Source organism: Rhodococcus sp. P4_B6 (genome assembly GCF_056402215.1).
The window spans coordinates 1-22412 of sequence record NZ_JBFUHV010000022.1 but is presented as its reverse complement, the minus strand read 5'-3'; the positions used below and the strand labels follow the sequence as shown (position 1 = coordinate 22412).

Below are 22412 nucleotides of genomic sequence, written 5' to 3'. Positions count from 1 at the left end.
TTCTGTGCGGATTGTCCTTGCTAGGCGAAGCCGATGAGTCTTTCGGAGATGGCGGTCAGATCTGCGGTGTACCGGCGTTGTTCGCGGGCGCTCGCATCGACCAGCCGGGCCGCGCCCGCGAGTTGGGCGTCGGCGAGGGTCTGCGCGATGCGGGCGGGTGGTGCACAGGGCGTGACGTCGCAGGTGGCGTTGATGCGCTCGATGAACCGGGTGTAGCGGCGGATGAGCCGCGTCTGCACGGTGGTCCAGCTTCGGCCGACCTCGGGGTCGAGCCCGGCGCGGTGCCTGATCAGTTCGAGGACCCGTCCGTTGGTGTAGACGGCCTCGACGAAGGCTTTCGTGGTGGTGCGCAGCACCTCTCGCAGGTCCTCGCTCGCCGGTCCTTCGACGTGCTGCGACTCGAGGAACTCCTCGCAGACGTCGGCGGCGACGGCGTGGAACACCTCGTCCTTCGAGGAGAAGTACGCGTAGAACGTCGCCCGTGACACTTCCGCCCGGGTGGTGATCACCTCGACGGTCGTCCGGTCGTACCCGAGTTCGGCGAAGCAGGCGCTCGCGGCGCGGAGGAGTTCGCGGCGGCGGGGACCGTCGTTGTCCTTACGCGCCGACCGTGCCCGCTCCTGAGCCTCGCTTGTGGTCACAGTCACAGTATGGGTTGATATTGACGTCAATGTCAATCGAGGCTCGACGACGACCTGATCCGCAGCGGGAGTGCGCTGTGGCGGCGCACGAGGACGCTGGGGAGCCAACGTGTCTCGGCGTCGTCGGCGAGGGAGAACTGGTCGGTGCGCGCGAGCAGCGTGGTGGTGGCGGCGAGTGCCTCCATGCGGGCGAGCGCCGATCCGACGCAGAAGTGGACGCCCTTGCCGAACGCGAGATGGGAGCGGATGTGCGGCCGGTCGAGCACGATCTCGTCCGGCCTTTCGAACGCGGCCGGATCCCGGTTGGCCGCGCCCCACAGCAGGAGCAGGTGGCTACCCGCGGGCAGGTCGACGCCGCCGAGGGTCGTGTCGGCGACCACGTGCCGGTGATGTCCGCGGAACGGGGATTCGAGGCGCAGTGCCTCGTCGAGGAACGCGTCGACGAGCGCGGGTTCGTGCCGGAGCCGGGTCTGCACTCCGGGGTGGGTGGCCAGGAGGCGGGCGGCGTTCGCGATCAGGCCCGCGGTCGATTCGCCGCCGGCGCCGACGAGCTGGAGCAGGACGAGCGTCGCGACGTCCTCGGATAGGTCTCCGTCATTGCAGGCGTGTGCGAGGACGCCCAGTAGATCCTCCGACGGATGCGACCTCGCCTGCACGAGTTCGGCCCGCAAGTACGCGGCCAGTTCGGCCACGGAGGCGACCAGCCGGCCGAGGCGACCCGCGTCGACGATCCCGCCCAGCATCTCCGTGCTGTCGTACGCCCAGGCGAGCAGTCGGGGAACGTCCTGCTCCGGCAGCCCGATGAGATGCGCCACCATCGTCAGCGGCAGGCGGTCGGCCATCTCGGCCGCCCAGTCGATCCGCCCGTCCCGCAGCCCCTCGTCCCACAGGGTGTCGACGAGCGACTGCACGGTGGGCGTCAGCGCGCGGATGCGGCGGCCGAGCGTGGGCAGCACCAGCTTGCGGTGGTGCAGGTGCGTCGGGTCGTCGGCGGTGGCGAGCACGTGAATCGCCTGACCGCCGCCGTCCATGTCGAACGTCGTGGGCGGCCCCGACGGTTGCTGCACCAGCACGCCGGTGAGGTGCGAGGAGAAGTCGTCGGTGCGGTTCGCCGCCTCTGTCACGAGGTCCCACGTGGACACGAGGAAGAAGTCGGTGCCTTCGACGCGATGGACGGGGGAGTGCTCACGGAGAATCCGATACAGCTCGTTCGGGTCGTCGAGGTGGGTGGGATCGAAGATGTCGATTCCGTGGGTCGGCGAGTGGGCCATCGAAGACTCCTTGTCATCGAGAACTTGTTGCACATCATCACAGTTCGCGTCGGAGCCGGGTGCTGTCAAGGACTGCGAGCAAGGTGGGATTCTGCTGATCAGCACGCCGTTCTGCCGGTGTCTCAGTGCTCGATGATCCGGCTTCGTCGATCCTGATCACGGCCCTATCGGAGAGGAACACGTTATAGAATTGGCACGTATCCGTCTCATCGTGAGACAAAATGGCAAGGACGTTTCTGGAGGTGCCGTGGGCACGGAGCAGGCAGACTGGTTGACCGGAGGCAGCAGGCGGGTGCTCGCGGTCGAGAGGATTCTCGCCGCCGCTGCCGACCTCGTTCGCGAACAGGGCATCGACGGGGTGAGTGTCGACGAGGTCGCCGCCCGTGCCGGGTGTTCACGCGCCACGCTCTACCGGTACGCCGGCGGCAAGCGCACGCTCGTCGAGGCCGTGATGTCCCGCGCTGCCGACTTCGTGGCCGACCACGTCGAGCAGGCGCTGGAACCGTTCGAGGACTCGGAGCGGATCGTGGAGGCGATCCTCGCCTCGCTGGTGGCGATCCGCGGGGAGCCGACCCTGGTGCAGTGGTTCACCGGGGCGCATCCGAGGAGTACGGACGAGTACCTGGCCCGCGCACCCGAACTCGGCCGGGTGGCGATCTCGCTCACCCGCATCGCGCCCGACGAGGAGGCTGCGGGATGGATCGTGCGCGTCGTCCTGGCGCTGTTGACGTGGCCGCTGCCCGACGCGGCCGCCGAGCGGCGGACCGTCGAACGCTTCGTGGAGCCGATCTTCAGGATTCGCGCGGCGTCGTAGCCGATCGGGTGGGCTCGAGCACGAAGAGCCGGAACTCGCGTCCCCCGGACCGCCGGTGCTCCATGCGGTAGCCGGGCCAGTAGTCGACGACGAATTTCCACAGGTTCTCGCGTTCGTCGCCCGTGACCATCTGGACGCGCATCCGGGACTCCCGTGCCCCGACCTTGACGAGCGCCTCGTCGGCGGCGCGCAGATTCGCCGACCATGCCGGGTGCTCGGGGCGACCCCAGTTGGAACCGGTGACGATGTATCCGTCGCCGTACGGAATGCATAGCAGCGCTGTCGTCCGCGGGGTGCCGCTCTTGCGTCCCGGGACCGTCACCTGCACGGACTGCAGGCCGGCGATGCCGATGAGGCTCACGCGGTTCCCGGTCCACGCGCGCAGGTGTGACTCCAGCCAGATGATCACCGGCGCCATCCGCATCACCCATTCCCGGGTGCCCAGCCACCGCGCAAGGATGCGGAGCGGGTTGCGGAGCGCGCGCGATCGGTCAGGGGGTGTGGGGACGGCGTTCATGGTGGCCATTTTCCCTCAGGTGGGCGGTTCGGGCCGATCGCGATGAGTTTTGGGCATCCCGCGGGTCTAATGGTCAGGTCCCACCGAAAAGACCTCGATTTCACGCCTTGACCCGAACAACGGTTGAGGTTGCAGGATCGGTCAGTAGCAATTCGAGCCACTCGACAGGGGAGTACAGATCATGTCCGACACCGGAGCCACGATTTCTGCAACCACAACCTCACGGATCAACCCGGCGACGCTCGAACTGAGCCGGCCCTGGGCGGTCGCCGCGACCGTCATCGGAGCGCTCGTGCCGAACCTGGTCATCTGGCTGCTCGGCCTCGCCGCAGGCGGGTCGTTCGAGATGACCGATGCGGGCACGACCAGCAGTGTCGCTCCCGGAGGCGTCGTCATCCTGACGGTGGTTCCGACGTTGATCGGGATGACGCTGGCCGCGCTCATCTCACTCAAATGGGTGGCCGTCATCCGGCCTGCGGAAGTGATCGGCGCGCTGCTGCCGCTGGCGACGATCGCGCTCACAGTTCAAGCGGACTTCGACACGGCCAGCACCATCGCACTGGCCGCCATGCACGTGGTGATCGCCGTGGTGATCGTCGTCGGCCTCGAAGCGATGCGGCGTCCGCTGGTCCGCGCGCAGGTCTAGGGGGTGCTGTTCACCGGCACGTGCGCCTCGATGGTGAGTGCGATGTGCTCGACGATCCGCTTCTGTGAGATCTTCGGGCTGCCGGTGAGCCAGCGCTGATACAGGAAGGCGATCGCCCCGAACAAGGCAATCGCGTTCAGCTGGGTGTTGACGGCGTCGCGGGGTGCGCCGTCGGCACCCAGCATTTTCAGTGCCGCGGCCATGGGGGTGGTGAACTCGGCAACGAGTTGTTCGCCGCGCTGCGCCAGTTCCGACACGGACTGCGACTCGACGAACATGATGCGTCCCCGCCGCCGGTCCTCGGCGATGTAGCCGGTGAACGCCTTCACGACGTGGCGGACGAGTCGGCCCGGATCTTCCGGGGCCGTCTCGAGTGCCCCGAGCAGGGTGTCCCTCGCGCCCAGGACGACGTGGTCGAGGAGGGCGACGAGTAGCGCCTCCCGATTGTCGAAACTCTCGTAGAAGTAGCGCTCGGTGAGGCTCGCCCGACGGCAGGTCGCGCGCATCGTCGTGGCCGCTGTGCCCTCGGTTCCCATGATCTGGAGGCCGGCCTCGATCAGCGCCGCGCGCCTCGCCGCGCGGCGGTCGTCCGGCTCCTGGCCGCGCCATCTGCGCGGCGCTCCACGAGGGTTCTCGCTGTCGCTCATTCCGTCATCGTCTCACCGATCCCGGTGTCGATCGGGGTGCCCTCGCGCACCGACTGTTGACATCAGGTGATGTCAACAGTCATCCTGAATGCACCACGTTCTACATCCAGCGGCATCAGGAGATCGCCATGACCACCACAGAGCTTCCGCCCCACCGTCGTTCGACTGCGCCTGCGCTCGGACCCGATTCGCTGACGTGGCACCGGTTCGGCGACTGGCGAACCGCGCTGCTCATCTCGTGGTCGGGCACGCTGCAGGTGATGCATCCCGTCATCGACACCGCCCTCGTGCAGCACTCGACCGTCTTCGACAACGAACTCGCCCGGCTCGCCCGTTCCGCGGGGCCGATCATCCGGGCGCTCTACGATCCGACGGGCGCGGAGGCCCAGATGATCCGCGACATGCACAAGGACATCAAGGGCACCACGGACGACGGCCGGCGGTACCACGCACTGAACCCGGGTCCGTACTTCTGGGCACACGCCACGTTCCTCGGCACCCAGTACGTGGTCGCCGAATACTTCGGTGAACCGCTCACCGCCGGCGAGAAGGAACAGTTGTATCAGGAGTCGAAGCAGTGGTACGCGCTGTACGGGGTGTCGGCCACCCACTTGCCCGAGACGTACGCCGATTTCGTGGACTACTGGAACGAGATGGTCGGCACCGTCCTGGAGAAGACCGAGACGGTGCGCAGGTCGCGGCTTCTGAGTGGACTGTCGATGCCACGCCCCGACGATCGCATCCCCGAGGTGGTGTGGCGTCTCGTCGGTCCCGCGCTCGGACGGCTGCTCGTCTGGATCGCCCGGGGAACGCTGCCTCCCGTCGCGCGCGACAAGCTCGGCTGGGAGTGGTCCGCCGCCGACGAGCGCAGGCTCCGCCGATTCGGAGGCGTCGTGCGGTTCGGTTTCCGGATCCTGCCCGAGCGGTGGCGGCTGACTCCCATCGCCCGAAGAGCGTGCGACGGAACGGCATCAGGGTTTCGGGCCGCCCGGGTCGGCTGACAGTTCCGTGACCCAGGCCGCGATCTGAGCCCGGGATGAGAATCCGAGTTTCGAGAGGACGTGCTCGACGTGACCCTGCGCGGTGCGTTGAGAGATCACGAGGCGGGCGGCGATCGCCTTGTTGGTCAGACCCTGCGCGACCAGGTCGGCGACCTGGCGTTCGCGCTTGGTCAGTGCCGCCGCCGGATCGCCGCGCCGCGGCGCTGCGGGGAGAGTTTCGCCCAGGGCATACGAGGCGGCGGCGGTGAAGCCCAGCGCCTCGCCCTCGCGGGACGCGGTCTCGAACGCGCGGGCACCGAGCGAGCGCCGCGTGACGAGCTCGCATTCCTTGTGAGATTCGGTCAAGTCGGGGATCTGAACGATGGAGGTCCCCACCCGCTGTCGAAGCATCTCGGCCGCTGCCAGCAGGACGGCGGCGCGGTGGAAATCGTTCTCGCGGGACGAGATCCAGGCGAGAATTTCGAGGCACCAGGTGGCTCCGAACGGATCGTCGACCGCGCGGGCCAGCTCGAGTCCCTTTCGGAGCAGCAGCACCGCGCGATCACGGTCGCCCTCCCGCCACATCACCAGCCCGAGGGTCAGGGACGAGCGGCCCAGGTACACCGATTCACCGTGTGATTCGGTAATCCGGATCGCTTCGTCGAGACAGCCGGTGGCGGCCTCGGCGTGCCCGAGTATCTCGTGAGCCAATCCGAGCGCATGCAGGGCCGTGACGTGTGCAAGGAGGTTGCGCTCGCCGCGTAACACCTCGAGAGCCCCGGTGAACGAGCTCACGGCGTGCTCCGGGTTGCCGCCGTGCAGTGCGTGCGCTCCGTCGGCTTGAAGCATGAGGGCGCGATCGAGTGCACTGCCCCGGGTCTCGGCAAGCACACGCCCCTCGTCGATCAGTTCGGCTGCCCGCTCCAGGTCTTCGTGCCGGCTGGCGAGGACGCTGGCCGAATGCAACGCCTTGACCCGGAGTGCGGTGTCGTGTCCTCCCTCCTGCGCCAGTGCGCGGTCGAGCCAGCGGCGTCCCTCGCGGAGCAGCCCACGCGAAACCCAGAACGGATACAGAGCGGTCGCGATCTCCAGCCCCGCCTCGGCCGAGTCGGCAGCCGTGGACAGGCCATACTCCATCGCTTCGCGCAGGTTGGGTTGTTCACGGGCGAGCCGGGCGAGCCAGGCGACCTGCCGGGGGCCGATCCATTCGGATTCGGCCTGGAGGGCGAATTGCCGGTACCAGCTGTGATGCCGCCGCCGGAGGTCCGGGAGGGTGCCGTCCTGTTCGAGCTTCTCCCGGCCGTACTCGCGCAGCGTTTCGAGCATCCGGAATCGCACCACCGCCCCCGATCCCTCGCGGATGAGGATCGACTTGTCCACGAGCGACGCGACGAGATCGATGAGACCGGCCGGTTCGGCGTCGTACATGGTCACCTCCTCGGCGGCGTCCAGTTCGAAGCTGCCGGCGAAGACCGACAGCCGCGACCACAGCTGCTGCTCGGCGGGGAGACACAGGTCGTAGCTCCAGTCGATGCTCCACCGCAGCGTCTGCTGCCTGGTCGGTGCACTCCGGCTTCCGCGGGTCAGCAACTCGTACCGGTTGGTCAACCGCTGCAGGATCTGTTCCGGCGACATCGAGCGCAGCCTCGCCGCCGCCAATTCGATGGCCAGGGGCAGGCCGTCCAGCCGGATGCAGATCCGGGCGACGGTGGCGGCATTGTCTTCGGTGACCTCGAAGCCGGGTACCGCCGTGGCGGCCCGTTCGGCGAACAGCGTCACTGCGTCGTACCCGGGCAGACTCTTCAGCGACGGCTCCTTGTCCGAATCCGGAAGCGTCAGTGGACGAACGCGCAGGGCGGCTTCCCCCGCGACGTCCAGGGTTTCGCGACTGGTCGCGAGAATCCGCAGGCCGGGGCAGGTACGCAGCACGGTCTCCGTCAGGTCTGCCGCCGCATCCACCACCTGCTCGCAGTTGTCGAGGACCAGCAGCATGTCGCGCGGCTCCAGGAACTCCACGAGGGTCTGCAGCGGTCTCGGCGACCGCTGCCGCAATCCCAGCCCGGCCGCCACGACTTCTCCCAGCAACGATCCGTCGCGCAATTCGCCCAATTCGACCATCCGGACCCCGTCGTCGAATGCCCGCCGGATGTTGGTCGCGACGCGCAGTGCCAGTCGGGTCTTGCCGACACCGCCGATTCCGGTCAACGTGACCAGCCGTGACGCCGAGAGCAGTTTCTTGGCCTCGGCGAGCTCTTTTCGCCGGCCGACGAAGCTCGTCAAGTCCAGCGGAAGGCTCCCGTCGGTCGGCGATCCCGAGGAACCGGTGGATGATCGTCCTGTCGGCGGTCGTGCGGAGCGCTCCGGCGCTCGGTCCGCGTCGGGATCCGGGCCCAGCGCCATCGCGTCGACGGGGACACCGCGGCGAAATTGAATGTCCTGCAGCGTTTCACCCAGCATCGCCGCGGACGGGCGCTCGCGCGAGTCTCGCGACATGGCCTGTTCCAGCATGGCGGCCACGTCGGCTTCGAAACCGGACTCACGGAGGTCCGGCGCCGGTTGCGTGGTGATCCGCAGGAACTGCGCCACCACCTGTTCACCGCTCCGGCGCTCGAATGCCGCGTGTCCGGTCAGCGCGGCGAACAGTGTCGCCCCGAGGCCGTACACGTCCGAGGACGGACTCGGGGTGTCGCCCTCGAGGACCTCCGGGGCGGTGAACGCGGGTGATCCGGTGATAGTTCCGGTTGCGGTCTGGAAACCGCCGGTGATGTGCGCGATGCCGAAGTCCGTCAGCGCCGGTTCGTCGTAGTCGGTGAGCAGGATGTTGCTGGGTTTGACGTCGCGGTGCACGATGCCGAACCGGTGCGCGGTCTCGAGTGCGCCGGCGATCTTCACTCCCAACCGCAACGCCTCGGTGACGGTGAGCGGGCCGTGCCTGCGAATCCGCGCGTCGAGGGAGTCCTGCGGATGGTAGGGCATCACCAGGAACGGACGCCCGCTCGGCGTGACGCCGACCTCGAGCACACTCACGACGTTCGGGTGCCCGGTCAGCCTGCCCATCGCCCGCTGCTCACGGAGGAACCTGGCCCGGCTCTCGTCGTCGAGGTCGCCGCTGAGAACCTTCACGGCCACGGCGCGCTCCAGAGCGGACTGAGTGCAGCGGTACACCACGCCGAAGCCCCCACGCCCAATCTCCCGGGCATCGTCGAACCCGGCCGCGCGCAGTTCATCCGTCGTCGCGGTGTCGGTATCGCGCTGTGTGCGGAGCGGATCGCCGTCGGTTGCCAACGCGCTATCCGCCCCTGTGCCGCCCCGGGAACCGTGGTGTCATCCGCCTACCTCTCGACGACCCTTCCCAGACTATCGCCGCCGCCCGGGCCGCGGACCGAGACGATCCGGAATTCGGTCACGCGGCCGTCGAGCAGGCGACCGGTGGCGGTCCGGGCGGCGCCGCCTAACGGCGGATCGAACCTCCGTCGACGACGAGCGTCTGCCCGGTGACGAAGGAGGAGCCGGGGGAGAGGAAGAATCGGGTCGGGCCGATGAAGTCCTCGACCGTTGCGGGTCGTTTGATCGCTCGCGTGCTGATGTTGGCCTCTTCACCTGCGGCGATCGCCGTCGAGAGTGGGGTCAGCACCAAACCGGGGGCGATCACGTTGACCGTGATGTTCCTGGCTCCGAGTTCCGCGGCGAGGCTGCGGGCAAAGCCGATCACGCCGGCCTTGGAGGCCGCGTAAGCCGCTGCGCTCGCCGGGGCCTTGAAGACCGTCCCGGACGAGAACAGGACGATTCTGCCGCCGTCTGCGACCATGTCGGCGACGCCCTGGACGAAATTGAGTGTTCCGTGAAGGTTGACCAGAAGCACCCGTTCCCACTCGGACTTCGGCATCTCCATGAAGGGGCCGAATGCGCCGATGCCCGCGCAGTGGACGATGCCGTCGATCGTTGCCCGGCCGTTCTCGGTCAGGGACTTGCGAACCGTGTCGACCGCGTCGTCGGTGGTGATGTCGCCCTGGAGGTACGTCACGCCGGGGGCAGGCGTTTCCGGCAGATCCCGATCGACGACGGTGATGTCCCACTCGCCTGCCAGATCGCCCGCCAACCCGGCGCCGATTCCGGACGATCCGCCGGTGAGAACGAGCGAACCCACGGTGGACGCGGTCGCGGCATTGCCGCCCGGGGTCGGCATCAGTTCGTACCGCCGGTGCAGCTGTCGAGGAACTCGCCGATCACGGCCCACGTCTCCGTCGGATGGGTGATGTTCGGGCAGTGCCGGTAGGGCAGGACCATGGCGCGGGAATTCTGGAGTTCGGCCTGGAGGTGTTTGCTCCACCCCGCCTCGAGCAGCACGTCCTCGGAGCACTCGAGGAGCAGCACGGGGGTCTGAACACCGGCAAGTGTGGCGGGGTAGGGATCGGCTGGGCGCTCCTTCCGCAACGCCTCGGGTACCGGCAGATGCGGAGCGCTCATGCACCCGAAGTGACCGGGCGCGACGGCCCACCTGTACCGGGCGTCCACCTGTCCGGCCCTGCCGGAGAAGTCGTCGCACAGCAGGTCGACGAACGCCTCGATACCGGCAACCGAACCGTCGAAGTCGCGCAGCTTGCCCATGTCCGGCGCTTTCCAGGGGCCGCCGGTGCCACTGAGTGTGGTGACCGAGGCGATCCGGGATCGATAGTCACCGTCGGCCAGCGCCCGCAGACCCACCGATCCACCGAACGAATTTCCGACCAGGTGCACCGGACCGTCGATGCCGAGATGGTCGAGCAAGGCGAAGACGTGCCGGATCCGGAAAGCGAACGGCGAGACATCCAGGCGAACGGACTTGGCGGATCCGCCGTAACCGAGGAAGTCCGGGGCGATGACCCGGTACTTCTCTGCGGCCAGGGGCAGGACCTGCCCCCACGTCACGTCGGCGCTGCCGCCCCACGCGCCGTCGTGCAGGAACACGACGGGGACGCCGTCTTCCGGACCGCCCGTCAGGTAGCGGGTTTCGAGGTTGGCGACAACTGCCGTCGTCTCGGTGATCAAAGTAGCCTCCGGTGAAAATGAAAAATGCGGATGATGACGTCGTGCGGGTCAGTGGATGTGGTAGTCCTCGTCGTGCACCGCGCTGGTGCGCTCGAAGTACTGCCGGGCCGGGAGTGGCCACATGATGGTGGACCGCCCGGCGGCGTTCTGATACCAGCTGTGGGTCTTCGACCAGCCCCAGGTGCGCTTGGCGCTCTCCTTGGTGACCTCGTCGGTGTACTCGGTGAACACGTCCGGTCGAAGGGCCATCGAACGGTGGCCGCCCTTGGCCAGCATCTGGACCGCGCTGATGATGTACGCGGCTTGGCACTCGAGGAAGAACACCAGGTTGCCGTGGATGACGGTGTTGGTGTTCGGGCCGTACATGCAGAAGAAGTTGGGGTAGCCGGGCAGCGTGATGCCGAGGTAGGCGCTGGCGTCGATACCCCAGGTTTGGTGCAGGTCCTGTCCGCCGATGCCCGTCACCGTCATGGGGACGAGGAATTCCGAAGCCTTGAAGCCGGTTCCGAACAGGATGATGTCGGCGGGGACGTGCTCGTCACCGATCCAGACACCGTCCTTGTCGATCCGTTGCACGGCCTGGCTGACCAGGCGCACGTTGTCCCGCTTGAGGGTGGCGACCCACGTGCCGTCGTCGCAGATGATTCTCTTCGCGGCGGGCGGGTAGTCGGGCATGATCTGCTCGAGCAGATCGAGTCGGTCGCCGGCCTGTTCGGTGAGATAGTCGGTCAGCTCGACACGAAGGGCCTCGTTGGCCGCGGACACCGAGACCTCGGTCGGCGGAAAGTCCGGATCGACCGTTGCGGCCGGGAGGTTGCCGATGAGGCGGGGAAGGAAGATGGAGAAACGGTAGTAGGCGCGGTAGTGCTTCAGATTCGTGAGGAGCCGGCGCTCGCCGGGGTCGATCTCCTGCCGGAGCACCGGCGTCGACCGCAACCAGGGGGCACTCCTCTGGAAGATCGTGACGTGCTCCGCTTCCTTCGCGACCGCCGGAGCGAATTGCAGTGCGCTGGCGCCGGTCCCGATCACGACGACGCGTTTGCCGGCGAAATCGATGCTGTGGTCCCATTGTGCGGAGTGCATTACCGGGCCGGTGAAGGTGTCGAGGCCGTCGACTGCGGGGATCATCGGCCGGTTCAGTTGTCCCACAGCGCTGACGACGATCTGAGCTTCGGCTGAGCCGACGACGCCGTCGGACGTGCGGGTGTCGATCGTCCAGGTGCTGGTGCTCTCGTCCCACCGGGTCGCGGTCACTTCGGTGCCGAACGAGATGTGCTCCAGGAGGCCGTTCTTCGCCGCAAAGTTGTACAGGTACTCGTGGATGGCCTGCTGGCGGCCGAAGTGCGTGACCCAGTCGTGCGGAACGAACGAGTACGTGTAGATGTGGCTGCGGACGTCGGTCCGGCAATCCGGGTAGCTGTTCTCGTACCACGTGCCACCGACATTCGTGCTCTTCTCGAGGATCGTGAAGGGCACACCTGCTTGCTTCAGTCGAAGTCCGGCAAGGAGACCGGAGAATCCGGCGCCGATCACCACGGCACTCAGGCCGCTGTCGGGAGCGATCTCGTCGAGATTCCACTCCGGCCCGCGAGGATCGCTGTCGTCGGGTGTGAAGGCCACCGCGGCCAGAGCCTGGGCGTCCTCGATGTTCTCGTCCATCAACCAGGTGCACATCGACTCACGCAGGGAATCGTCGGGCAGTGCAGCCCAGTCCCGCTGCGAGGAGAGGTACGGTGCGAGGCGCTTCAGGCAGAAGGCTCTGATCTCCGCGTCGGTCTCGGGTGCGAGTCCACTGGCAGGCAACGTCGCCCGGTTGGGCTTCCATTCCGTACGCAGTAYGCCGGCGTCACCCGTGACGTGGGCCGTCAACATCAGGAGCGCGGGCGTGAGGGCCGAATCGAGGTGTGCGCGAAGCTCATCCTCTGTCATCGCGCGATCGAGCGTGAAATCCATGTCGTCTCCGTAGCAGTATGTGGAACCAGTGTGCACGTGGGCCGAGTGGCTACCAGCAGTCGAGGCCCTCGAGGAAAGGTCGCACCGTGGCGGCGACTTCGCGGGGGTTGTCGAAGGCGGCGAGGTGTCCGCCCTTGGCGAAGCGCAGTTCGGCACCCGTGATGGACGCTGCGAGCTGTTCGATCACGGCACGAGGGGTGCTTCGGTCGTCGTCGCCGCCGACCACGAGGGTCGGGGGCGGTGAATCGGTGTGAAACGTGCCGACCTCGGTCATGGCGTCGAAATAGGCGCCGATGGTGTTGCCGCCGGCGTTCCGGAACTGTTCGCGAGCTTTCCGAACCAACGGGTCTGCCTCGTTTCGCGATGCGTCGCCGAACCAGCGATGCATGGTCATCTCCTCGGCTTGCTCGAGGCCGTTCGGTGCACGAACCTCCGCCGCGCGGGCCGAAGTTCCGCGAATGGCCTCCTCATCATAGGCGCCTCGGGTGGCCATCAGGATCTGCGCGTCGACCCGGTTCGGGAAGCTGCCCGACACCGCCTGAGCGACCATGCCTCCCAAGGAGATTCCCAACACCACCGAACTCTCGACGTTCTCGGTGTCCCACATCGCGGCGACGTCCCCGGCAATGAGACCGAGAGTGATGGCAGATCCTCCGCGCGCAGTCATGCCGTGCCCGCGGAAATCCGGCGCGAGCAGACGGTAGTCGTCTCCGAGAGCCTCGGCCAAAGGCGCATACCAGGATCCGTCCAACGCCAGGGAGTGCAGGCACGTGATCAGGCGTGGCCCTCGGCCGAATTGCTGATAGGCGATGGTGGCGCCATCGGCGGTAGTCGCAGTCTGCAGAGTTTCAGTCATTCTGGTTTTCTTCCATCATCCGCTGTTCGGCGAGATCGACTTCGGCCCGAAGCCGGGCGGACATATCGTGGAAATAGGATTTGAAGAGATCGGAGGACCTGCGCATCTCCTGATGTCGCGGCCGCTCGAGTTCGATCTTCATGTCGACCACCATGCGGCCCGGCCTGCTGGCCATCAGGATGACGCGGTCGCTGAGCAGGATGGCCTCCTCGAGGTCGTGGGTGACGAAGATGACCGTCGGTCGCTCGGCCTCCCACAGCCGGAGGAACTCCTCCTGCTGGATCGCGCGGGTCTGGGCGTCCAACGCTGCGAACGGCTCGTCCATCAGAAGGACGCCGGGGCTCTGGACCAGGGTGCGGGCGATCGCAACGCGCTGGCGCATGCCCTGCGACAGGTGGAGAACGTCCGAGTCGGCGAACTCGTGCAGACGGACACGACGAAGCCATTCCTCGGCGCGCTCGCGTCGTTCTGCCTTGGGAACGCCCCGGACCTCCATGCCGAGTTCGACGTTGCTGCGGACCCGTCGCCACGGAAGGAGCGCATCACGCGCAAAGAGGAAGGCCGCGTCATTGCTGCCTGGCCTCACCTCCGCTCCGTCGATGCGAACGGTTCCACTGCGCGGCTTCAGGAGGTTGCCGACCATGCCGAGCGCCGTGGTCTTCCCGCAGCCCGACGGACCGACGATGCTGACGAACTCGGACGGCTCGATGCGGAGGTTGAAGTCGTCCAGCACGCGCACCGGTCGATTGCCGTGGAGGAACGCGTGGCGGACATTCTCGAACTCGACCGAGACCCCCTTGGCGGTAGTGGGCCTCGTCGGAGTTTCAGCTAGACCAGTCACAAGATTCTCACTCTCACTGTTTGACCGTAGGGATGAATCGGACACCGTCAATCCGATGATGTGTGTGCGGGGCCGACCGATCGCTGCCTCCCGTGCCGGACGATCTGCTGAATCGGCACAAAATCCGCGGTGGATCCGGACTGCATGACCCTGTGGTGAATATCACCCTATCGGCCTATGAATCGTTGAACACGTCGGCGACGGTGTCAAGGAAAAGAGGCCCGCCCGGGGGCTATCGCCTTGATAGCGATTCAGTCATTGTCCACGGCCTCGAATGGCACGACGCTAACTCGAACGCACCTTGCCGGGAACGGCTCCCAGTGCGTCACAAGCTGCCCACACAGGGTGCGAATCACGAGGAGGACGTCAGGTGACCAGAGAAGCCGCCACCATCAACAAGGTGGGTCAGACCACTTTCGACTTCACGGACCAGGTCGTCATAGTGACGGGCGCTTCCGGAGGTATCGGGTCGGCGCTCGCCGACAAGTTCGCGGAAGCGGGAGCAGATCTGATCCTGCACGGGCGCAACGCCGAAACGCTCCAGGCAAGAGTCGAGAGCGTCGAAGCGCTCGGGCGAAAGGCAGCCCTCGTCGCCGGCAACATCCGCGAGCCGAAGACCGCCGAAGATCTCGTCCGGACCGCTCTCGAACAGTTCGGGAGGATCGACGTCCTGATCAACAATGCCGGCGGCAACTTCGCGTCGCGCCTCGAGGACCTGTCGGTCAATGCCTGGAACGCGACGATCGATACCAATCTCAGCGGGGCCTTCCACACGGCCCGCGCATGCCTGCCGGTCTTCGAACGTCAGGGCGGCGGAAACGTCATCAACGTCGGATCCGGATCGGCCAACCACGCGCACCCGCTCCGCGGCGCCTACGCGGCAGCCAAAGCGGGGCTCGCCTCGCTGACGAAGACGATGGCCTGGGAATGGGCGGATCGTGGCATTCGAGTCAACTGCGTCGAACCCGGCGCCACTCTGACGCCGGCGTCTCGTTTCGCGTCTCCCGAAACCGAGCAGAAGTTCGGCCGCTACCTCGCACTCGGACGCGTCGGAAGGCCGGAAGAAGTCGCCGATGCGTGCCTGTACCTGTGCTCCGACGCCGCAAGCTTCATCACGGGAACCGTCCTGCAGGTCACCGGCGGCCCCCACACCTCCTCGGCCGCCGACGTCGAGCTCGTCCGAGGACCGCTCGATGCCTGACCCACACAGCTGTCCAGAAGACTCGAAGGGAAGGTCCCGGCATGGAATCCATCACTGAAGCGCCCCGCACGGTCGCGTCGATCGGCGGAGTCGCGAACAACGACGAACCGGCGGATATCGACAACACGATCCTCGTGGAACGGCGTCGCGCCCGGCGCAACGAAAAGATCCTCGTCTGGTCGCTTCGGGTGGGTGCACTCGCACTCTTCGTCGCCGTCTGGGCCTATGTCTCCGGAAACATGATCGTCGACCCGATGATGATCTCCGCCCCTCTCGATGTCGCGCGAGCGTTCATCGACCAGCTGAGCGACGGCGTCTTCTGGACCGATGTGACGGCGACGTTCAGCGGGGCGATGGTAGGGCTGGTGACCGGTGCGATCGCCGGCATCCTCGCAGGTGTCGTCTTCGCCCGCGTCCAGGTCCTCCACACCGCTGCCTCACCTTTCCTGACCTTGATGAACAGCCTTCCGCGGCCCGCGCTGGCACCGATCTTCATCCTCTGGTTCGGCCTGGGTTTCGGACCGAAGGCCCTCGTCGCCTTCAGCGTCGTGTTCTTCGTCCTGATGACCAGCACGATGGGTGCGATGAAGAGCATCGACCACGACATCGCTCAGTTGACCAAGTCGCTGGGCATGACGCGGACCCAGCGCTTCTTCAAGATCGAGATTCCCGCGGCTCTGCCTGCCATCGTCGGCGGCCTGAGGCTCGGCGCGGTCTACTCGGTGCTCGGCGCCGTGGTGTCGGAAATGGTCGGCGCCTACACCGGCCTGGGGCAGCGCCTCGTCGTCGTGACCAACAATTTCCAGGTCGCGGAAACCTTCGCGATCCTGATCGCCATGGGATTGCTGTCCATGGTCCTGGACGTCTCGATCTCCGGCCTGCAGAAGCTGGTCACCAAGTGGACGAGGTGAGTCGGTGAAGATCGACGACCCCGATCAGCCACTTCTCGCCGAGACGATCGATCACCACAGTCTGTTCCGGCTGGACGGCAATTCCTACGTCGTCCTCGGCGCAGGCGGCGGGATCGGTGAGCACGTCAGCAGGACGATCGTCGCCCTGGGCGGCCGCGTTCTGTGCGTCGACGTCAATGGTGACGACGTCGACGCCGTCGCCGGCTCGTTGCGGATGCCGTCGGTGGTCGCGGACGTGACCACCGAAGAGGGCATCGACATCGCGGCGGCCGGTGCCATCGCCGAGTTCGGACAGATCAACGGCTACGTGGACGTCATCGGCCGGATGCATCGCAAGCAGATCGCCGACTACGGACTGGCGGATTGGGATCAGGACTTCCGGGTGAACCTGGCCCACGCCTTTCTGTCTGCGCGCCGGCTGTCCCCGCTGATCAGCCACGGCGCGATCGTCCACGTCTCGAGTGTGATGGGTTCTCACGGCGGTCGAACGGCACCCGGCTACGGCCCCGCCAAGGCGGCACTCGAAGTGTGGTCCAAGGAGTTGGCCGCCGAGCACGGACCCCGCGGTGTTCGCGTCAACGTGGTCGCCCCGGGCCTCTTCCTCTCGCCACGCGTTGCCGCGACCCCGCGAAGCCTGAACGATTCCCGGATCCTGGCCGGACGGCCCATGCTCGGGAGACTCGGTCAGCCCTTCGAGATCGCCGCCACCGTCGCGTTCCTTCTGTCTCCCGCCGCGGGATACATCACGGGTACAACGATTCCCGTCGAGGGCGGCTCCCTGTCGCGGGACTCGACGGGCCTCGACGACCTGGTGAACTGACCGGCCGGGTCGGTCCGCTCGCGGTTTCGTGTCGAGTGCTGCGAACAGGGCGACGCTGAGTTCGGAGAGCCCCCGACGAGCTGTAATGTGGGCCACGTCGCATAGCAGCACCGAGGGAGACCGATGAGATTCGAGCAGTTGCGATATCTGGAAGCAGCGCTTCGGACCGGATCGTTCCGTCAAGCCGCCAAGGAACTCGACATCTCTCAGCCGACGATCACCAACCAGGTACAGCGGCTCGAGGAGGACCTCGGCGTCGTGCTCGTGGTTCGCGGTGCCAAGGGAGTACGACCGACGTACGCGGCCGAACGGATCCTGCCGCACGTGGTCGCCGCCGTTCAGGCCGAACACCTGATGCGCGAGGAGGCCAGCGCCATCGGCGGCCTGAAACTCGGCACCGTCCGCCTGGGCACGGTGCCCGCGGGATCTCAGACGATCCTTCCCGGGGTGGTCAAGCGCCTGTTGAGCGACTTTCCCAATGTGCGTTTCGAGGTGGAGGAAGGTCCGTCGAGAATGGTGAGCCGCGGCGTCCTCAGCGGCCATTTCGACGTGGGCCTGGTGACGCGTCTGGCCGGAATCGATTTGATTCCGGCGGAGCAGGCTCTGCTGCACCACGTCGACTTGATCTCCGGCCGACTGGTGCTGGCGGTCCCGGAGAACCATCGCCTCGCCAGCAAGGACGGCTTCGAGGCCGCCGACCTGGAGGGCGAGCCGCTGATCTTCCCGGCGGAGACCAGCATCCTCCGTACCGCCTTCGAGCAGCTACTCGACGGAATCGAAGCCAGGATCGTCTACGCGACCAACAACGCCGAAGCGTCGCAGAACATGGTGCGCGCCGGCGTCGGGATCTGCATGGCGAATACACTTCTCAGCTCGACGGTGAGCGGCAACGGCGTCGCGCTCGTGCCCCTTCCCTTCGAGTGGGCCCATGCCCGCATCTCCGCGATCGTCAGGAATGACGAAGCGCGGACGTCTGCGGTGCAGGCATTCCTGGGGTTGTTGCGGGAATCTGCCAAGAATTACTGACGGCGCCGTCGACCGGGACACGGTCGCGACGGTCCGATAGCGCACCCGTATCACCCCGCCAACGCTGCGGACCTTCCCAAGCCCTGTGCGGCTGACCACACTGAATACGTGCCGAGCGAGCGAGATCGCCGCCGGATCCGACGTTCAGTGAGGAACTTCAGGTGTCAGTCGATACAGCACAGCCATGCACCCGGGACGCAGTCGCCGAACTCATTTCCGTTGCACGGGAAAGAGAATCGGCGATGTTTACGGAGGCGGAAGGTAAATCCCTGCTCTCCGCCTTCGGGATCGACACCCCCCGGGGCATCGAAATTGCTGTCGGCCAGATGATTTCCGACGACATTCGCGAGCCGTTGGTGGTCAAGGCCATCTCGTCCACGCTCGTCCACAAGTCCGACGCCGGCGGCGTGCGGGTGGGGGTGCGCCGCGACGAGATCGACGAGGTCGCTGCACGGATGGGCGAGCAACTGGCCGCCGCCGGGCACCGCTTGGACGGCCTCCTCGTCGAGGAAATGGTCCCGTCCGGTCACGAGGTGATCGTGGGAGCAGTTCGGGCTCCCGGGCTGGGCTGGACCGTGATGGTGGGCCTCGGCGGCGTACTGGTCGAGGTCTTCGAGGATGTTGCGTTCGGTCTCGCGCCGCTCGCGAACGAACAGATTCTCGATATGCTGCACGAACTGCGCGGCATGAAGGTGCTCGACGGAGCCCGCGGTGGGGAGAAGGCAGACATTCCTGCCTTGGTGACACTGATCTCGCGACTCGCCGGGCCGAACGGTCTGCTGCAGTCGCTGCCGGACGACGTGATCGAGATCGACCTGAACCCGGTCATCGTGTCCGGAACACGCGCAGTGGCCGTGGACGCGCGTTTCGTCGTCGGTCCGGTGGAAGACACCGGATCCGCACCCGGGGACCGTGATGACGGCCGCGCCACCGATTTCACGCCGCTGTTCCATCCGCGCAGGATCGCCGTCCTCGGCGCGAGCGGTCAGCGGCCGAATCTCGCGAACCGGTTCATCCGGAACATTCTGAGCGGCGGGTTCGACGGCACCATCGTGCCGATCCACCCGACCGCGGACAGCATCGAAGGACTTCCCACGGTGCGGTCGCTGGCCGAGGTCGATCAACCGATCGACTACGCGTTCGTGGCGCTGCCTGCGACCCGTGTCAGCGAGGCACTGAGCCGAGGCGCCGGCCGAGTTCGGTTTGCCCAGGTGATCTCCAGCGGCTTCGGTGAGGTCGAGGAAGGAAAAGATCTCGAGGCGACCCTGGTCCAGACCGTCCGCGACGCGGGCATTCGGCTGATCGGCCCGAACTGCCTGGGCACGCACGCCTCGGCCGGTCGACTCTCGTTCGTGCCCGAAGCACCTCTGACGCCGGGATCGACGGCTGTGGTCTCGCAGAGCGGCGGGCTGAGTGTCGACATCCTGCGCGTCGGATCGTTGCGCGGCATCGACTTTCACAGCGTGGTCAGCATCGGGAACGGCGCAGACGTCACCGCTGCAGAGCTCGTCGAATCCGCCCTACGGAACGACGAGGTCCGTGTCATCGGCCTGTACCTCGAGTCGCTGGCGGCGGCACGCGAGGTGCTCGACGTGCTGACCCGGGCCGAAATGCGCAAGCCGGTAGTGCTTCTCGCCGGTGGCCGAACCAGCGAAGGCTCGCGGGCGGCGACCAGCCACACCGGTGCCCTCGCGGGAAATCACCGACTGTGGCCCGCGATCGCGCGGCAGGCCGGAATGACACTCGTCGATTCACTCGAGGACTTCGCGACGGCCCTGCATGCCCTGTCCACGCTCGACCTCACGGTCAAGCCGAACGGTCGCGATGCCGTTCTGTTCGGCAACGGCGGCGGCGCGAGCGTCCTCGGCGCCGACGCACTCGAGCGGCAGGGATTGGCCACACCGCCGCTCGCCGATTCCGTGGTCGAGGAACTGGACGGCCTGGGCCTGCCGCCGGGCAACGGACTGCGCAACCCGATCGACGTGCCCGCGGGGACGCTCGCCGTCAAGAACGGTGCGATCGCGAAGGACGTTCTCGCGGTGGTGCTCGCCGGCAGTGAGCCGGCAGTGCTGATCTCCCACCTCAATGTGGGCATCATCCAGCGCAACCTCGGTGAAACCCACGGCGACGTGACCGGCACCGTCATCGACTCGATCGCAAGCGCCCGCGACGAAGCCACGTCGAACACCCACCAACTTCTCGTGCTCAAGTCTGACGGCAGCGCAGACACGGAGGCATTGATCACGACGTACGCGCACCGCGCCCGCACACGCGGAATCCCGGTCTTTCCGGCCTTCGAGGACGCGGCCCTCGCCGCACGGGCGGTTCTCGAGCAGGGACAGCGGACATACCAGGCGTCACGCGACGCAGACGGAAGGTAGTAGAGATGTCACAGGACACAGTCATGGCTGAACCCACGCTCAGCCGCGAGCAGGAGCACGAAGAACGCCGCGCAGCCGCGCTGGCGATGGGTGGCCCGAAGAAGCTGGAGCAGCGGCGCGCCGAGGGCAAACTCAACGCCCGCGAGAGGATTGCGTTGATGCTCGACCCCGGAACCTTCCGGGAAAGCGGGTTGTTCACGACCTCGGCCGTCGACGCCGATCGCGACAAAACTCCCGCGGACGGCAAGGTGACCGGAACCGGCGAGGTCGACGGCCGGCGCGCAGCCGTCATCGCCTACGACTTCACCGTCAAGGGGTCGTCGAGCAGTCCGGTGAGCAACAAGAAGATGTCCCATTTCAAGGAACTCGTCGTTCAGGTCGGGATGCCGCTCGTCTACCTGTCGGAGTCCACCGGGGTCCGGATGCCGGACGCGATGGGCGGGACCGGAATGGGCGCCGCCAACAGCAAGAAGCGGTTCCTCCGGCAGCGCGAAAGTCCCTGGGCATCGGCCGCATTCGGATACTGCTTCGGATCGGCCGCGTGGCACACCGTGTCCGCCGACTTCGCGGTCTTCCGCAAGGGGAGTGTCCTGGCGGTGTCGAGCCCCGGACTGGTCAGCCGCGCCACCGGTCAGCAAGTCGACGCCCAGGAGCTCGGAGGCTGGAAGGTTCATGCGGAGGTCACCGGCTACGCCGATGCCGTCGCCGACACCGACGAGGAAGCGATCGAACTGATCCGCCGGTTCCTCTCGTACCTGCCTTCGCACAACGGTGAGACACCGCCGGTCGCGCCGATCCCGAGTGGATCGGGTGAGCGTGCCGCCGAACTCAACGACATCGTTCCCCAGGCCCGCACCCAGACCTACGACGTACGCAAGGTCATCGAGATCGTCGCCGACACCGGTTCGGTGTTCCCGATCAAGGCCCGTTACGGCAAGAGCCTGGACACCTCGCTGGTCCGGATCGGTGGACAGAGCGTCGGCATCATCGCCAACAACCCGATGTTCAAGGGCGGGGCGCTCGACGGTCCGGCGTGTGACAAGGCGACCAGCTTCCTGGTTCTCTGCGACTCCTACAACATTCCCGTCGTGTTCCTCGTCGACCAGCCGGGATTCCTGATCGGATTGGAAGCCGAGCGGAACAAGATCGCAGGCAAGGTCATCAACTGGATGAACGCCTTGTCCTTGGTGACCGTGCCGAAGATCGCTGTCACGCTTCGCAAGAACTACGGCCAGGCCTACATCAACATGGGTGGCGGACTGACCGCCGACACGACTGCAGGCTGGTGGTCGACGGAGGTGAGCTTCATGGATCCCACGTCCGCGGTGTCGGTCGTCCACGGAGTCGACGCGGAGTCCGACCCCGAACTCTATGCGCAGCGCCTCGCCGAGATGGCCAAGGGGACTACCGCGTACGACGTCGCACGCGTCTTCGGCGTCGAACAGGTCATCGATCCCGCCGAGACCCGTGACTTCATCCTCGGCGCGCTGAAAGACCACTACCGAGCCCGGACCAACGGCATCGGCGAGCACCTGCTGCGCGCCTGGCCGACGAGTTACTGAGGACGATGTGATGAACTCATTTCCAGATTGCCTGCTGGTCGCGAATCGCGGCGAGATCGCCCGGCGGATCATCGCGACCGCCGGCAAGCTCGGTGTCCGCACCGTCGCCGTGTACCACAAGGTCGATGCGGACCTGCCCTACATCGGTGAGGCCGACCACGCCGTTCAGCTCGAGGGCGACACGCCGGTGCAGGCGTACCTCGACGGCGCTCAGATCGTGCGAATCGCACAGCAAGCCGGTGYGACCGCCGTGCATCCGGGCTACGGATTCCTGGCCGAGAACGCCGACTTCGCCCGACTGGTGGCCCAGTCCGGAC

At 66.6% G+C, this 22412-nt stretch carries 20 protein-coding genes; 10 read left to right on the top strand and 10 right to left on the bottom strand.

Annotated features, from left to right (window positions below; genetic code table 11):
- Positions 1–20: 20 nt before the first annotated feature.
- Both AC1DWT_RS13630 and AC1DWT_RS13625 read right to left on the bottom strand, forming a co-directional pair.
- On the bottom strand, positions 21–647 hold the full coding sequence (locus AC1DWT_RS13630) for a TetR/AcrR family transcriptional regulator (protein WP_072937200.1): 627 nt from the start codon (positions 645–647) through the stop codon (positions 21–23).
- 26 nt (positions 648–673) lie between these two features.
- Positions 674–1912 (bottom strand): cytochrome P450, encoded by a 1239-nt coding sequence (locus tag AC1DWT_RS13625; protein ID WP_477920949.1) that lies wholly within the window; start codon positions 1910–1912, stop codon positions 674–676.
- Positions 1913–2159: 247 nt separating this feature from the next.
- On the opposite strand from AC1DWT_RS13625, the gene AC1DWT_RS13620 reads away from it, so the two are divergent.
- Entirely contained in the window at positions 2160–2726 is a 567-nt protein-coding gene (locus tag AC1DWT_RS13620; RefSeq protein WP_095862215.1) for a TetR/AcrR family transcriptional regulator, read from the top strand.
- Here AC1DWT_RS13620 and AC1DWT_RS13615 read toward each other — a convergent pair.
- Positions 2704–3243 (bottom strand): nitroreductase family deazaflavin-dependent oxidoreductase, encoded by a 540-nt coding sequence (locus tag AC1DWT_RS13615; protein ID WP_477920947.1) that lies wholly within the window; start codon positions 3241–3243, stop codon positions 2704–2706. The genes AC1DWT_RS13620 and AC1DWT_RS13615 overlap by 23 nt on opposite strands.
- A gap of 181 nt (positions 3244–3424) precedes the next feature.
- On the opposite strand from AC1DWT_RS13615, the gene AC1DWT_RS13610 reads away from it, so the two are divergent.
- Positions 3425–3889: a DUF6069 family protein gene (locus AC1DWT_RS13610; protein WP_072937204.1), complete on the top strand. Its 465-nt coding sequence runs from the start codon at positions 3425–3427 to the stop codon at positions 3887–3889.
- Here AC1DWT_RS13610 and AC1DWT_RS13605 read toward each other — a convergent pair.
- Positions 3886–4536, bottom strand: a complete 651-nt coding sequence (locus AC1DWT_RS13605) for a TetR/AcrR family transcriptional regulator (protein ID WP_477920945.1) — start codon at positions 4534–4536, stop codon at positions 3886–3888. The two genes, AC1DWT_RS13610 and AC1DWT_RS13605, sit on opposite strands and share 4 nt — an antisense overlap.
- Before the next feature lie 128 nt (positions 4537–4664).
- Between AC1DWT_RS13605 and AC1DWT_RS13600 the strand changes: the two genes are divergently transcribed.
- Entirely contained in the window at positions 4665–5537 is an 873-nt protein-coding gene (locus tag AC1DWT_RS13600; protein WP_206013529.1) for an oxygenase MpaB family protein, read from the top strand.
- Here AC1DWT_RS13600 and AC1DWT_RS13595 read toward each other — a convergent pair.
- The 6 genes from AC1DWT_RS13595 to AC1DWT_RS13570 form a co-directional block, all read right to left on the bottom strand.
- Positions 5508–8801: a protein kinase domain-containing protein gene (locus tag AC1DWT_RS13595; RefSeq protein WP_477920942.1), complete on the bottom strand. Its 3294-nt coding sequence runs from the start codon at positions 8799–8801 to the stop codon at positions 5508–5510. The two genes, AC1DWT_RS13600 and AC1DWT_RS13595, sit on opposite strands and share 30 nt — an antisense overlap.
- A gap of 166 nt (positions 8802–8967) precedes the next feature.
- Positions 8968–9702: an SDR family NAD(P)-dependent oxidoreductase gene (locus tag AC1DWT_RS13590; RefSeq protein ID WP_206013527.1), complete on the bottom strand. Its 735-nt coding sequence runs from the start codon at positions 9700–9702 to the stop codon at positions 8968–8970.
- Complete coding sequence (locus AC1DWT_RS13585) at positions 9702–10544, bottom strand: alpha/beta fold hydrolase (protein ID WP_072937209.1); 843 nt, start codon at positions 10542–10544, stop codon at positions 9702–9704. Before AC1DWT_RS13585 ends, AC1DWT_RS13590 begins: the two co-directional genes overlap by 1 nt.
- 48 nt (positions 10545–10592) lie before the next feature.
- Entirely contained in the window at positions 10593–12497 is a 1905-nt protein-coding gene (locus AC1DWT_RS13580) for a flavin-containing monooxygenase (RefSeq protein WP_477920940.1), read from the bottom strand.
- Positions 12498–12546: 49 nt separating this feature from the next.
- On the bottom strand, positions 12547–13353 hold the full coding sequence (locus AC1DWT_RS13575) for an alpha/beta fold hydrolase (RefSeq protein WP_477920938.1): 807 nt from the start codon (positions 13351–13353) through the stop codon (positions 12547–12549).
- The gene (locus AC1DWT_RS13570) at positions 13346–14092 is read right to left on the bottom strand and encodes an ABC transporter ATP-binding protein (protein ID WP_167372201.1); all 747 of its coding nucleotides are present in this window, start codon (positions 14090–14092) and stop codon (positions 13346–13348) included. Before AC1DWT_RS13570 ends, AC1DWT_RS13575 begins: the two co-directional genes overlap by 8 nt.
- 472 nt (positions 14093–14564) lie before the next feature.
- On the opposite strand from AC1DWT_RS13570, the gene AC1DWT_RS13565 reads away from it, so the two are divergent.
- The 7 genes from AC1DWT_RS13565 to AC1DWT_RS13535 form a co-directional block, all read left to right on the top strand.
- Entirely contained in the window at positions 14565–15395 is an 831-nt protein-coding gene (locus AC1DWT_RS13565; RefSeq protein WP_167372202.1) for an SDR family NAD(P)-dependent oxidoreductase, read from the top strand.
- A 41-nt stretch (positions 15396–15436) separates the two neighbouring features.
- Positions 15437–16306 (top strand): ABC transporter permease, encoded by an 870-nt coding sequence (locus AC1DWT_RS13560; RefSeq protein ID WP_072937213.1) that lies wholly within the window; start codon positions 15437–15439, stop codon positions 16304–16306.
- A gap of 4 nt (positions 16307–16310) precedes the next feature.
- The gene (locus AC1DWT_RS13555; protein ID WP_072937214.1) at positions 16311–17126 is read left to right on the top strand and encodes an SDR family NAD(P)-dependent oxidoreductase; all 816 of its coding nucleotides are present in this window, start codon (positions 16311–16313) and stop codon (positions 17124–17126) included.
- A gap of 123 nt (positions 17127–17249) precedes the next feature.
- The gene (locus tag AC1DWT_RS13550; protein WP_072937215.1) at positions 17250–18152 is read left to right on the top strand and encodes a LysR family transcriptional regulator; all 903 of its coding nucleotides are present in this window, start codon (positions 17250–17252) and stop codon (positions 18150–18152) included.
- 161 nt (positions 18153–18313) lie between these two features.
- The gene (locus AC1DWT_RS13545) at positions 18314–20533 is read left to right on the top strand and encodes an acetate--CoA ligase family protein (protein WP_477920936.1); all 2220 of its coding nucleotides are present in this window, start codon (positions 18314–18316) and stop codon (positions 20531–20533) included.
- Positions 20534–20556: 23 nt separating this feature from the next.
- Positions 20557–22095, top strand: coding sequence for an acyl-CoA carboxylase subunit beta (locus AC1DWT_RS13540; protein WP_072937280.1), 1539 nt, complete (start codon positions 20557–20559; stop codon positions 22093–22095).
- Between the two features lie 10 nt (positions 22096–22105).
- Positions 22106–22412, top strand: a 307-nt coding sequence (locus AC1DWT_RS13535) for a biotin carboxylase N-terminal domain-containing protein (RefSeq protein ID WP_477920934.1), incomplete at its 3' end; no start/stop codon positions are given.

What these genes read in the sequence shown, in the direction of transcription:
- AC1DWT_RS13540 (WP_072937280.1), top strand. Translation starts at nt 20,557, where the DNA reads ATGGCTGAACCCACGCTCAGCCGCGAGCAGGAGCACGAAGAACGCCGC.
- AC1DWT_RS13610 (WP_072937204.1), top strand. Translation starts at nt 3,425, where the DNA reads ATGTCCGACACCGGAGCCACGATTTCTGCAACCACAACCTCACGGATC.
- AC1DWT_RS13600 (WP_206013529.1), top strand. Translation starts at nt 4,665, where the DNA reads ATGACCACCACAGAGCTTCCGCCCCACCGTCGTTCGACTGCGCCTGCG.
- AC1DWT_RS13575 (WP_477920938.1), bottom strand. Translation starts at nt 13,353, where the DNA reads ATGACTGAAACTCTGCAGACTGCGACTACCGCCGATGGCGCCACCATC.
- AC1DWT_RS13590 (WP_206013527.1), bottom strand. Translation starts at nt 9,702, where the DNA reads ATGCCGACCCCGGGCGGCAATGCCGCGACCGCGTCCACCGTGGGTTCG.
- AC1DWT_RS13615 (WP_477920947.1), bottom strand. Translation starts at nt 3,243, where the DNA reads ATGAACGCCGTCCCCACACCCCCTGACCGATCGCGCGCGCTCCGCAAC.
- AC1DWT_RS13560 (WP_072937213.1), top strand. Translation starts at nt 15,437, where the DNA reads ATGGAATCCATCACTGAAGCGCCCCGCACGGTCGCGTCGATCGGCGGA.
- AC1DWT_RS13605 (WP_477920945.1), bottom strand. Translation starts at nt 4,536, where the DNA reads ATGAGCGACAGCGAGAACCCTCGTGGAGCGCCGCGCAGATGGCGCGGC.
- AC1DWT_RS13625 (WP_477920949.1), bottom strand. Translation starts at nt 1,912, where the DNA reads ATGGCCCACTCGCCGACCCACGGAATCGACATCTTCGATCCCACCCAC.
- AC1DWT_RS13550 (WP_072937215.1), top strand. Translation starts at nt 17,250, where the DNA reads ATGAGATTCGAGCAGTTGCGATATCTGGAAGCAGCGCTTCGGACCGGA.